The organism is Bradyrhizobium sp. STM 3809 (assembly GCF_000239795.1).
Lineage (GTDB): Bacteria > Pseudomonadota > Alphaproteobacteria > Rhizobiales > Xanthobacteraceae > Bradyrhizobium.
Window position 1 is genome coordinate 1 of the sequence record NZ_CAFJ01000202.1, and the last position, 12,009, is coordinate 12,009.

Annotated in this window: 12 protein-coding genes; 8 read left to right on the top strand and 4 right to left on the bottom strand. The window is 66.2% G+C overall.

The window, feature by feature from the left end; translation table 11 throughout:
* The first annotated feature begins 202 nt into the window (after positions 1 to 202).
* The 4 genes from BRAS3809_RS11090 to BRAS3809_RS11105 are packed head-to-tail and all read left to right on the top strand — an operon-like array spanning position 203 to position 4,118.
* Positions 203 to 2,089, top strand: coding sequence for an ABC transporter permease (locus BRAS3809_RS11090; protein ID WP_008962188.1), 1,887 nt, complete (start codon positions 203 to 205; stop codon positions 2,087 to 2,089).
* Entirely contained in the window at positions 2,086 to 2,877 is a 792-nt protein-coding gene (locus BRAS3809_RS11095; protein ID WP_008962189.1) for an ABC transporter ATP-binding protein, read from the top strand. Before BRAS3809_RS11090 ends, BRAS3809_RS11095 begins: the two co-directional genes overlap by 4 nt.
* On the top strand, positions 2,874 to 3,578 hold the full coding sequence (locus BRAS3809_RS11100) for an ABC transporter ATP-binding protein (RefSeq protein ID WP_008962190.1): 705 nt from the start codon (positions 2,874 to 2,876) through the stop codon (positions 3,576 to 3,578). Before BRAS3809_RS11095 ends, BRAS3809_RS11100 begins: the two co-directional genes overlap by 4 nt.
* 12 nt (positions 3,579 to 3,590) lie before the next feature.
* Positions 3,591 to 4,118 carry a MarR family winged helix-turn-helix transcriptional regulator gene (locus tag BRAS3809_RS11105; RefSeq protein ID WP_008962191.1) on the top strand — a complete coding sequence of 176 codons (528 nt, stop codon included), beginning with the start codon at positions 3,591 to 3,593 and terminating at the stop codon, positions 4,116 to 4,118.
* Between the two features lie 405 nt (positions 4,119 to 4,523).
* On the opposite strand, the gene BRAS3809_RS11110 is transcribed toward BRAS3809_RS11105, so the two are convergent.
* Positions 4,524 to 5,720: an amidohydrolase family protein gene (locus tag BRAS3809_RS11110; RefSeq protein WP_008962192.1), complete on the bottom strand. Its 1,197-nt coding sequence runs from the start codon at positions 5,718 to 5,720 to the stop codon at positions 4,524 to 4,526.
* 290 nt (positions 5,721 to 6,010) lie between these two features.
* Here BRAS3809_RS11110 and BRAS3809_RS11115 point away from each other — a divergent pair, with 290 nt between their 5' ends.
* From BRAS3809_RS11115 to BRAS3809_RS11125, 3 genes are all read left to right on the top strand, one after another.
* Positions 6,011 to 6,910: an aldose 1-epimerase family protein gene (locus BRAS3809_RS11115; RefSeq protein ID WP_008962193.1), complete on the top strand. Its 900-nt coding sequence runs from the start codon at positions 6,011 to 6,013 to the stop codon at positions 6,908 to 6,910.
* Positions 6,911 to 7,210: 300 nt separating this feature from the next.
* Entirely contained in the window at positions 7,211 to 7,630 is a 420-nt protein-coding gene (locus tag BRAS3809_RS11120; RefSeq protein ID WP_035656051.1) for a hypothetical protein, read from the top strand.
* A 189-nt stretch (positions 7,631 to 7,819) separates the two neighbouring features.
* On the top strand, positions 7,820 to 8,641 hold the full coding sequence (locus BRAS3809_RS11125) for an aldo/keto reductase (RefSeq protein ID WP_008962196.1): 822 nt from the start codon (positions 7,820 to 7,822) through the stop codon (positions 8,639 to 8,641).
* Between the two features lie 75 nt (positions 8,642 to 8,716).
* On the opposite strand, the gene BRAS3809_RS11130 is transcribed toward BRAS3809_RS11125, so the two are convergent.
* Together BRAS3809_RS11130 and BRAS3809_RS11135 are read right to left on the bottom strand one after the other, a co-directional pair.
* A complete protein-coding gene (locus BRAS3809_RS11130) occupies positions 8,717 to 8,947 on the bottom strand; it encodes a hypothetical protein (RefSeq protein ID WP_008962197.1) in 231 nt (76 codons plus the stop codon).
* A 124-nt stretch (positions 8,948 to 9,071) separates the two neighbouring features.
* Positions 9,072 to 9,518 carry a hypothetical protein gene (locus tag BRAS3809_RS11135; protein ID WP_008962198.1) on the bottom strand — a complete coding sequence of 149 codons (447 nt, stop codon included), beginning with the start codon at positions 9,516 to 9,518 and terminating at the stop codon, positions 9,072 to 9,074.
* Between the two features lie 172 nt (positions 9,519 to 9,690).
* Between BRAS3809_RS11135 and BRAS3809_RS11140 the strand changes: the two genes are divergently transcribed.
* The gene (locus BRAS3809_RS11140) at positions 9,691 to 10,974 is read left to right on the top strand and encodes an amidohydrolase family protein (protein WP_035656054.1); all 1,284 of its coding nucleotides are present in this window, start codon (positions 9,691 to 9,693) and stop codon (positions 10,972 to 10,974) included.
* A 9-nt stretch (positions 10,975 to 10,983) separates the two neighbouring features.
* On the opposite strand, the gene BRAS3809_RS11145 is transcribed toward BRAS3809_RS11140, so the two are convergent.
* The coding region (locus BRAS3809_RS11145) for an aminotransferase-like domain-containing protein (RefSeq protein WP_035656056.1) at positions 10,984 to 12,009 on the bottom strand (1,026 nt) is incomplete at its 5' end.

Genomic DNA, 12,009 nt, shown 5'->3' on the forward strand with positions numbered 1-12,009 from the left:
GCGTCAGGACTGATCCACGCCTTCTCCACGCCTTCCTGCCTCCTCCTCCCGCGGGGGAGAGCGGGCGGGGTGAGGGAGCACGACGCCCGATCTACAGGTTCGGGCCGAGGACCCTCACCCCACGCTTGCGGCTCTTCAAGAGAGTACGCGAACTCACACGCGGCTCATCCAACCAAGACGATCTCCCTCACGCGGACCGCCCATGGCCTTCTATTTCGTCCAGTTCCTGACCGGCCTTGCCAGTGCGGCCTCGCTGTTCCTGGTGGCGTCGGGACTGTCGATCATCTTCGGCGTGACCCGCATCGTCAATTTCGCCCATGGCGCGTTCTACATGCTCGGCGCCTATATCGCGTTCTCGCTGACGGAGCGGCTGTCCGGCGCGCTCGGATTCTGGGGCGGCATCGTCGTGGCGGCGCTTGCGGTCGCCGTGATCGGCGTGCTCGTCGAAATCGTGCTGCTACGCCGGATCTATCACGCGCCGGAACTGTTCCAGCTGCTCGCGACCTTCGGCCTGACTCTGATGGTCGAGGACCTCGTCGTGCTGATCTGGGGCCCAGACGATCTGGTCGGCCGTCGCGCGCCGGGCTTCAAGGGCGCGGTCGATTTCTTCGGCCAGAACATTCCGAGCTACGACCTGTTCCTGATCGTGCTCGGCCCGGTCGTGCTCGGCGCGTTGTGGCTGCTGTTCCAGCGCACGCGCTGGGGCATCCTGGTGCGCGCCGCGACGCAGGACCGCGACATGGTGGCCGCGCTCGGCGTCAATCAGAAATGGCTGTTCACCTCGGTGTTCGCGGTCGGCGTCTTCCTCGCCGCGCTCGGCGGCGCGCTGCAGATTCCGCGTGATGCCGTGCATCACGCGATGGACCTGCGCATCATCGTCGAGGTGTTCGTCGTGGTCGTGATCGGCGGCCTCGGCAGCATCCTCGGCGCCTTCGTCGCCGCCGTGCTGGTCTCCGAGCTCAACGCCTTCGGCATCCTCATTTTCCCGACGATCTCGCTGATTCTGGTGTTCCTGGTGATGGCCGTCGTGCTGGTGGTGCGGCCCTGGGGCCTGTTCGGCAGGAAGGAGGCGCCCGCGCGCCGCACGCCCGGCCTCACCGTCATTCCCTGGCGTCCCCTGAGTTCGGTCGAGCGGCTCGCGTCTCTGGTGGCGCTGGCGCTGGCGGCGATGCTGCCCTTCATCGCCGGCAACTACGCGCTGACCGTCGGCGCCGAGATCGCGATCTTCGTGATCTTCGCGGCGTCCCTGCATTTCCTGATGGCGGTCGGCGGCCTCGCCTCGTTCGGCCACGCCGCCTATTTCGGCCTCGGCGCCTACGGCGTCGCCTTCCTCGCCAAGATGGCGGGACTGCCGATGATTGCCTGCCTGCTGCTGGGGCCGCTGCTCGGCGCGCTTGGAGCTGCCGTGTTCGGCGCCTTCGCCGTGCAGCTCTCGGGCGTGTACTTCGCGATGCTGACGCTCGCCTTCGCCCAGATCGTGTGGTCGATTGCCTTCCAATGGGTCGCGGTGACCGGTGGCGACAACGGCATTCTCGGCCTGTGGCCGGAGAAATGGGCGGCGTCGCCGTCGCACTTCTACTGGCTCGCGCTCGGCGTCTCCGCTGTGGTCGTGAGCGTGCTGCGCCTCATCACGTTCTCGCCGTTCGGTTACGCCCTGCGCGGCATGCGGGACTCGCCGCTGCGTAGCGAATCGATCGGCATCAACGGCAAGCGCATCCAGTGGACGGCCTTCATCATCGCCGGCACCGCGGCCGGCATCGGCGGCGCGCTGTTCGCGTATCTGAAGGGCAGCGTCTTCCCCGACAACATGGGCATCTCGCTGTCGGTCGATGCGCTCGTGATGGTGCTGCTCGGCGGCGTCGAGACGGTGCCAGGCGCGATCTTCGGCGCGATCGTCTACAAGGCGCTGAACATCTGGCTGGTCAGCCAGACCGACTGGTCGAAGCTCGTGCTCGGCATCTTCATCGTGCTGATCGTGGTGGTGTTCCCGAAGGGCATCGTCGGCGTGGTCGAGAGCGTCATGCACAGGCGTCGCGTGGCCGCGCCGAAGGCGGCGGCGCTGTCGGCCAAGATGGAGGGCGCGCAATGAGTCTCGGTGTGTCCTTGCTCTCGGTCGAAGGCCTGTCGAAATCCTATGGCGGCATTCACGCCGTGCGCAACGTGTCGTTCATGCTGCAGGCCGGCGAGATCCTGGCGCTGATCGGCCCGAATGGTGCGGGAAAAAGCACCTGCTTCGACATGCTGAACGGCCAGAACGTGCCGGACAGCGGCCGCATCACGGTGATGGGGCAGGAGACGACCGGCCGCAAGCCGCGCGACGTCTGGCGGCTCGGGGTGGGGCGTACCTTTCAGATCACCGCAACCTATCCAACCATGACAATGCGCGAGAACATCCAGGTCGCGCTGGTGTCGCATCATCACCGCCTGTTCGATTTCTGGAGCCCGATGATCGGAATCGAGCGTGGCGAGGCCGATCGCCTGCTCGATCTCGTCGGCATGGCCGGCTATGCCGAGCGGCCCTGCGGCGAGCTCGCTTATGGCGACCTCAAGCGGCTGGAGCTCGCGATCGCGCTCGCCAATCAGCCCAAGCTCCTGTTGATGGACGAGCCGACCGCCGGCATGGCGCCGCGCGAGCGCGTCGAGCTGATGCGGCTGACCGCTCGAATTGCGCGCGAGCAGTCGATCGGGGTGCTGTTCACCGAGCACGACATGGACGTCGTGTTCGAGCACGCCGACCGCATCCTGGTGCTCAACCGCGGCAGCCTGATCGCACAGGGGTCGCCAGCCGAGGTCCGCGCCAACCGCGAAGTGCAGGCGATCTATCTCGGCGAAGGCCTGCTGTATGATGCCGCCCACCGCGAGGGAGCCCCGGCGTGAAGCTGTCCGTCTCCAATCTCAACAGCCATTACGGTCCCGCACATATCCTGTTCGACATCGGGCTGGAGGTCGGCGAGGGCGAGGTGGTCGCGCTGCTCGGCCGCAACGGCGCCGGCAAGTCGACGACGTTCCGCTCGATCGTCGGCCTCGTCGCGCTGCGCGAGGGCCAGGTTCTGTTCGAGGGCAAGGACATCTCGGCCGCGCCGACGCATGAGATCGTCCGCGCCGGTCTCGGCTACGTGCCCGAGGAGCGGCGCATCTTCACCGATCTGACGGTCGAGGAAAATCTCGAGGTCGGCCGGCAGAAGCCGCGGCCCGGCGCACCGCAATGGACGCGCGAGAAGCTCTATAGGCTGTTTCCCAATCTCGGCGAGATGAAGAACCGCCCGGGCGGCCGCATGAGCGGCGGCGAGCAGCAGATGCTGACCATCGCGCGCACCCTGATGGGCAATCCGTCGCTGGTGCTGCTCGATGAGCCGTCGGAAGGATTGTCGCCGAAGATCGTCGAGCAGATGGTCGATGCCATCCTGACGATGAAGAAGGAGGGCGTGTCGCTGGTGGTGTCCGAGCAGAACCTGCATTTCGCGAAGCTCATTTCGGACCGCGCCTATATCATCGAGCGCGGCCGGATCTGCTTCTCCGGCACCATGGCCGAGCTCGACGCGCGGCCGGACATCCGCGACGCGCATCTGTCGATCTGAGGCAAGGGGACAATGGCCAAGACCGCCACGCTGAAACGACCGGCAAAGACGACCGCGAAGACCGCGCCGAAGCCGGCTCCCAAGTCGGTTCCCAAGCCCGCCTTGAAGGCCGCCGCCAAGCCCGCGAAGACAAACTACGTATTGGACGACCAGATCGGCTTCATCCTGCGCCAGGTGTGGCAGCGCCACACCATGATCTTCGCCCGCGACATCGGCAGCAACCTGACGCCGACGCAATGGGCGGCGATGTCCAAGCTGGTCGAGACCGGCCCGTGCTCGCAGAACCAGTTGGGGCGGCTCACGGCAATGGATGTTGCGACGATCAAGGGCGTGATCGACCGGTTGACCGCGCGCGGCTTGACCGAGACCAGTGCGGACCCGCAGGACGGCCGCCGGTTGCTGGTGAGCCTGACCCGTGCAGGCCAGCAGCTCGCGGAGAAGACCGCGCCGCTGGCGCTCGCGATTTCCAAGGAGACGCTCGCACCGCTGGATGCCAAAGAACGTGAGACTTTGTTGTCGTTGCTGAGCAGGTTGCGGTAGTTCAGAGCGCGAGATCCCGTAGGGTGGGCAAAGCGAAGCGTGCCCACCATTCTCACCAGGACCGCATCTGCCAATGGTGGGCACGCGCCGCCTGACGGCGCCGCTTTGCCCACCCTACCGTTCTTCGCCAAACCCGCTCGCATTGTCGGTGAGGCGATGGCTTCGCCCGCTCGCATGATAAAAGAGTGCGCATGCAGGAGCGGCAAACTCCGCTGTCGTCCCGGCCTTGAGCCGGGACCCAGAGCCACAGGGTAGAGTTTGGGGCAGACGCGTAGCCAACATCGCGCCCACCACGACTGCCGCGGAGTAGGGTCCCGGCTCAAGGCCGGGATGACACCGTTGGTGTTGAGCGAGCTAGGAACGCTCACCTCTGCGCCCGCATCGACGGCGCAGCGATCGGCGCAACTACTTCGCCACGATCTCCGGGATCTTCGTCGCGGGCGGCGTGTTCCGGCTGCGCTGGGTGCGGACGATGCCGTCGATGATGGTCATGCCGATGCCCGGGAGGTCGCCGAGCTGCACGCTGTCGAGCAAGGTCTTGGCGGGCGAATGCTGCGCCTTGTCCATGATGACGAAATCGGCGGAGCGGCCGATTTCGATCAGGCCGCAATCGAGCTCGCGCATCCGCGCGGTGTTGCCGGTGGCGAAGCAGAACGCGATTTCGGCCGGCACGTCGCCGAGCGACGACAGCAGCGACACCATGCGCAGGATGCCGAGCGGCTGCACGCCGGAGCCCGCCGGCGCATCGGTGCCGAGGATGACGCGGTTGAGCTCGTTCATCTCGCGCGCGGTGCGCAGGGTGAACAGCGCCGAGCGCTCATTGCCGTTGTGCACCAGCTCGAGGCCGGCCTTGCAACCTTCGCAGATGCAGCGGATCTGGTCGTCGGGAAGCGCCGTGTGGCCGCCATTGATGTGCCCGATGACGTCGGTGCCCGCTTCCAGCACGACGTCCTTGTCGATCAGGCCGGAGCCCGGGATCGACGGACCGCCGGTGTGGATGGTGCTCTGGATACCGTATTTGCGCGCCCAGCCGACCATCTTGCGCGCGGTCGGGCCGTCCTTGACGCCGCCGAGGCCGACCTCGCCGAGCAGCTTGACGCCGGCCGCGGCGAGCTCCTTGAAGTCATCCTCGACCATCTCGCACTCGATGACGGGCGCGCCGGCATGCACCTTCACGCCGCCGGGCCGCAGCGTCCAGAACGCGCGCTGCGCGAAGATCGCCATCGCCTTCAGGCCGACCACGTCGCGCGGGCGGCCGGGCATGTGCACCTCGCCGGCCGAGATCATCGTCGTGACGCCGCCATGCAGATAGGAGTCGATCCAGTTGATCTGGTTCTGCCGCGGCGTCCAGTCGCCGGCGACGGGGTGGACGTGGCTGTCGATCAGGCCCGGCGCGACGGTGGTGCCGTGGGCATCGACGATGGTCGTGGCACCGGAGGTGTCGACGTCCTTGAAGCGGCCGATCGCGGTGATCTTGCCGTTCTCGGCGACGATGGTGTCGGCGTCCAGGATCGGCCGTTCCAGCGCGCCGGACAGCATCAGGCCGATGTTGCGGATGACCAGCTTGCTGGGGCCGGTCGCTTGCGGCGCATCATGGGCCATCGGGATGTCCTCTCTCTCGAAGCGTTTGGCGGCAGTTTGCGCCCGCACGCGGCGCAGCATCAAGCCGGTTCTGGTCATTCGTACACGAATGATCCGGGCCGGCAAGCGGCGGGCTTGCACGAAGTTTCGGCGCAGACTGCCCGTGCTTGGGTCACGGGCGTCTTGGCGCGAGACGCGCCCAGCAAGGGCTGTCCTCCTCGCCACGAGGACCCCATCGCTCGGCCTCTGGACGTGCCTTCCGCAATCCGGCATCACCTCGCGTGGTTCTTAGCAATTGGGGGTGATCAGGGATGAGCGACGCCGTCCATACGATCAGTGCAGGCGGCATTGCCGCGACCATCAAGGCCGACGGCGCCGAACTCTGCTCGCTGAAGACGGCCGATGGTCTGGAGTTGCTCTGGCAGGCAGGCCCGGCCTGGCCGCGCCATGCGCCCTGGCTGTTTCCGATCGTCGGTCGGCTCACGGACGACCGTCTGCAGCATCGTGGCCGCAGCTATCCGATGACGCAGCACGGCTTCGCGCGGGACATTCGCTTCACATGGCTGGAGCGCAGCGCGGAGGCTTGCGTGCTGCAGTTGACCGACGACGAGACGACGCGGGCGCGCTATCCGTTCGCGTTCCGCCTCCTCGTGAGCTATCGGACCACCGCTGACGCGCTCGACATCACGATCAAGGTGGCCAACCCCGGGGCGGAGCTGCTGCCGGCCTCGTTCGGCGGCCATCCTGCGTTCAATTGGCCGCTGCTCCCGGGCCAGCCGAAGGAGAGCTACCGGTTGATCTTTGCGGAACCCGAGCCGGCGCCGATCCGGCGTCTGACCGGCGGCCTGCTCCGCCAACAACCCGAGCCGACGCCGATCAAGGGGCGCGTTCTCGAACTGAGGGAGCGTCTGTTCGACGATGATGCCGTGATCCTCGATCAGCTGGCCAGCCGCTCGGTTCGGCTCGTCGGCGATGCGGGACCGGCGCTCGAACTAGCCTGGGATAACTTCCAGCAGCTCGGCATCTGGTCGAAGCCCGGAAATGTTCCGTTCGTCTGCATCGAGCCATGGCGCGGCTTCGCCAGCCCGATCGGGTTCGATGCCGACTTCGCGGCAAAGCCTGGGCTCATGCAGATTGCGCCCGGAACAGATGAGACGCTGCGCTGCTGTATCAGGGTCGCGCACGGCAATTCGTCTGACTCATGCGATTAATATGACTTATCACCGCAGCGCCCGTTTGCGTGCACAGCGGTAACCGTGACTCGCAGTTTTGGGCCTGGAAAAGGCAGCCGTGTGTCCTACATCAGAGACGTGGGCGGAACTTTGGATATGATGCATTTAACGACTGGCGGTTCCGGGGCTTTTGAGTCTCGCTGATAACGTCGATCAACGAACATTTGGACGAAGCGAGGTGTGGCTGGCTGATGCGCGAGGCGATCGCGATCAGCCGTTGCACGGGGATCTCGCAGCAGGGCCGCGTCAATGTGTGACGCGTGAGGACGGGAGGACAGGATGGTGTTGAGAGCGTTCGTCGGCACGATGACTTGCGCCGCGTTGCTCATGGGCACCGACGCGATGGCAGGTGCCTATCAGCCGGGTGACTTTCTCAGGCTCGACTTGTCGAAGGCCGTGTTGTCGCCGGAGCCGCTTGGACCGGAGGCGCATTTCGAGAAGGTGCCGATCGAGGCCAAGACCGATCGGCCGGCAGCTGTCTCCCGATCTGCGATCGATCCGGACGTGAGCTCGGCCCTTCCGCGGACGATCGCCACCCGGCGGGTTCATTCCGAGAAGACCGCGGAGCGGCCACGCGGGGCGGCTCGCGCCCATCTCGCGCGCCGGCACGGCAATCCGTTGGATGCGCAGGCGATGGATACGCGCATCCAGACCTGGCCGTGCAAGCCGGGCAGTGGCGGCATCTGCAATTGGCGCTGAGCGGCCGGCTCTCCTCGCGCCCTCAATCGGAACCAATCTCCCGACATGTTGATTGAAGCCGGCTCAGGGCTCGCTTGAACTCCCAAGCGTGGCGCAGGCAATCTGAGCGCCTTCCCGCAAGGTCTTGATGTTTCGACGCTGCCGCCAGCGCTCGTCCGGCCTGAGGTCCGCCCGTCTCCAGGAGAAATCATGAACGTCATCGACACCCAGGGCATTCGTCTGCCCAAGCTCGGCCTCGGCACCTACCGCATGCAGGGCACCGTGTGCCGCGAGGCGGTCGAGAGCGCGCTCGCGCTCGGCTATCGCCATATCGATACCGCCGAGATGTACGCCAACGAGGACGCGATTGGTGCCGCGCTCGCTGGCGGCTCGGTCGCGCGAGACGATTTGCACGTCACCACAAAGGTCTGGCCGGAGAATCTCGCGCCGGATGCGATCCGTCGCGCGTTCGACACCAGCCTGAAGAAGCTGAGGCTCGACTTCGTCGATCTCTATCTCATCCACTGGCCGGCCAAGGGCATGAACCTGCCGGCCGCGCTCGAGACGTTGATGACGCTGAAGCAGGAGGGGCGCACGCGCGCGATCGGCGTCGCCAACTTCACCGTGGCGCTGCTGAAGCAGGCCGTCGAGGAGATCCAGGTGCCGATCGCCTGCAATCAGGTCGAGTACCATGTGATGCTCGACCAGTCGAAGCTGATGGCCTACATGAAGAACCGCTCGATTCCCCTGGTGGCCTATTGCCCCCTGGCGCAGGGACGCGCGGCCGCCGACGAGACGCTGGCCACCATCGGCAGGAAGCACGGGGCGAGCGCGGCGCAGGTGGCGCTGAAATGGCTGCTCGATCAGGACGGCGTGGCCGCGATCCCCAAGGCCGCGCGCTCCGAAAGCCAGCAGGCGAACTGGGACGCGATGAAGGTTCACCTGGACGATGAGGATCGCGCGACCATCGCGGCGTTGCCGAAGGACAAACGTTTCGTCAATCCGGGCTTCGCGCCGGACTGGGATCGCTGACAACTCGTCTCTGCCGTGGCGCCCGCCGCAGCAAAATGGCCCCTCTCGGGGCCATTTCCTCATCTGCGGCGCAGATCAGTCGCGATGCTTGATGATCACGGTGCGGTCGTGGTGGCGGTGATACGGACGCCAGTCGCGATGCATGCGATATTCGGCGCGCGAGCGATCCCAGCCATGATGGCGCTCCCAACCGTGATGATAGTGATGGCCGCCGCGCTTGATGACCACGGTCTCGGCGTTGGCGATCGACGGCGCCGCGAGCGCAATGGCCGTCAGCGAAGCGAGAGCAAGAGCGATCTTCTTCATGTTGTCCTCCAGGATGAATTGCGCGAGGTCAACTTGAAGTGTGACGGAACGTTCCGCAGGAACTTCTGCGAAGTTGCTGAATGCACGTTCAGATTCGGTGTTCGCCCGGCGTTGCAGCGGCTCGTCAGTCACACTTCCTGAGCGCCGGCGTCGGCTTGCCATTGGCGACGAAGCGGCCGTCGCGAATGGTGTAGCTGTCATCCTCACCGCGATTGAAGACCGAGCGGATGCTGCCATCGGCCGCTTTGGCGATTCCGTTCTCGCGCGTCTGGCGCGCTTTCGGCAACACGATCGACAGCACCAGCGTCTCGTCGGACTCGACGCGCGCATTCGCGACCGCGTTGACGTCGGACGGGTCATGATCGCGCCGATAGATCAGCTTACCGTCGCCGCTGACCTCGTAGGAGATGATGGCGCCGCGGCCTCTCACCGGCGGTGCACTGCAGCCGACCGCCCAGGTGCCGATCAGTCCCCAGGCCCGCGCGGTGTCGACCGTCTCGTCCGCCCGAGCAGCCGACGCCGACGATGCGCAGAGGACGATTGCGAGGAGAGGGCGGGACACCGAAATCATGCGGTCTTTCAGCGAGGGCTGCGGTGGCATCTTAATGCACTGCGTCAACGGCGCAACGACAGAGCCGAGATCGTTGGCACAAAGTCTCATTCTTTTCAGGCCGGCCTTGCTGGCGAGGCATTACAGGGCGCATGTTCCCCGCAACTACCAACAAGCTTTGGGGAGGCTGACCATGTCCGCACTGTCGCGCCGCGAATTCCTGTTGTCGTCCGCAGCCGCCATGGCGGCGGCCGCCGTGCCGGGTCCTGCCGGCGCCGCGATGGGGCCGGCGGACAAGTTCGACCTGGTGATCAAGGGCGGTGACGTCATCGATCCCAGCCAGGCGTTGCGCGGCAAGCGCGACATCGGCATTCGCTGGGGAGTCGTCGAAGCCGTCGAGCCCGACATCGCCGTCGAACGCGCCCTGCGGTCGATCGACGCCAACGGCCGGCTGGTGATGCCGGGTCTGATCGACCTCCACAGCCACGTCTACCCCTACGGGTCGGCGATCGGGATTCCTCCGGATGAGCTGGTGCAATTCCAGGGTACGACGACGGTGGTTTCGGCCGGCGACGCCGGCGTGAACAATCTCGCGGCGTTGCGCCGCTTCATCGTCGGCCAGTCGCGGGCGCGCATCTATGCGTTCGTCCATATCGCCAACAACGGCCTGTCGGCCTTCCCGGTCGCCGAGCTCTACAACATCGACAACGCCCAGATGGAAGCCTGCGCCATGGCGCTGGCCGAGAACCCGGACTTCCTGCTCGGGGTCAAGGTGCGGATGTCGGAGAACGTGATCTTCAAGCACGGTCTCGAGCCGCTCAAGCGCGGCATCAAGGCGTGCGAACTCTGCGGCTGGCCGGCGCGGATGATGGTGCATATCGGCGGCGTGGAGACCGGCGAACTGATGTCGCAGATCCTCGACCTGCTGCGGCCCGGCGATGTCCTGACCCATGCCTATTCCGGCGCGCCGAACATCGCTGGCGCCCTCACCAACATCGTCCAGGACGGCAAGCTGCTGCCATCAGCGCTCGCCGCCAAGCAGCGCGGCGTGCTGTTCGACGTCGGCCATGGCGGCGGCAGCTTCGACTATACCGTCGCGGAGGTCGCGATCCCCGGCGGCTGCGGCCCGGACACGATCTCCTCGGACATCCACGTGTTCTCCGGCAACACGCCGGGCATGCCGTTCCTGCCCAACGTGATGGGCAAATTCCTCGCGATGGGGTTCTCGCTGGAGCAGGTGGTGAGCATGACCACCACGGCGCCGGCCAAGATCATCGGCCGGACGCCGAAGCTCGGCACCTTGCAGGTCGGCGCTCCGGCCGACCTTGCGATCATGGATCTCGTCGAGGGGCCGGTCACCTTCGTCGACACGCGCGGCAACAAGCGCGACGGCAAGCTGCAGCTGAAGCCGGTGCAGACCGTGATCAACGGCGTGCCGTTCGGGCGGCCCTACCAGTCGCCGTTCTCGGTGCGGTGAGCCGCGCGATCACTCGCTCGCGCTGCGCGCCGTGTTGGCGGAGCGCTTGGGCACGCCGAACTCCTGGTGGCAGACCTCTGCCAGCACGGCGATGCCCTCGCGGATCTCCTGATGCGAGGGGCTGGCGAAGCACAGCCGCAGCCGGCTCCGCGCATGCGTGGCGTCGGTCGACCATTCCGGGCCGGGATTGATCGACACCCCGCGCTTCAGTGCGGCCTGTGACAGCTTCATCGCGTCGACCTGGTCCGGCAGCTTGACCCAGAGGAAGATGCCGCCCTTCGGAGCCTCGAACTCGGCCGCGGTCCCGAACTCGGCGTTGAGCGCCTCGATCAGCGTGTCCAGCTTGGCGCGCAGGCCGCGAACCAGTTGCGGCACATGGGTCGCAAAATGCGGCTTGCAATATTCGGCCAGCACCATCTGCTCGAGCGCGCCGGAGCCCGCATCGGTCTTCAACGCCAGCAGCACCGACATGATGCTCCACGGCGCGACCAGGAAGCCGACCCGCAGCGCCGGTGCGACCGATTTCGAGAACGAGCCGAGGTGGATCACGCCGCCATGGTCGGACATGGCGTGGATCGCCCGCGGGCGCTGGCCGTCCCAGATCAGGTCGGCATAGCAGTCGTCCTCGAACACCGGCACGCCATAGGCGCGGGACAGCCACAGCAGCTCGGCACGCCGGTTCTCCGGCATGATCGTGCCGGTGGGGTTCTGGACCGTCGGAATGGTATAGATGTATTTCGGCCGGATGCCCCGATCCTTGAGGTCGGCCAGCACTGTGGCCAGCACGTCGGTGCGCATGCCCTCGCCATCGAGCGGGATGCCGATCGGCTTCACGCCCAGGCGCGCCAGCCGTGTCAACGTCCCCTGGTAATTGTCCTGCTCGACGATGACGCTGTCGCCCGGCGCGAGCAGGGCCTGGTTGACGAGATCCAGCCCCTGCAGCGAGCCGGAGAGGATCATGATGTCGTCGGCGCGCGCCGACATTCCAGCATCACGGGCCAGCTTGGCGGCCAGGAAGTCCCGCAGCGGCCGATA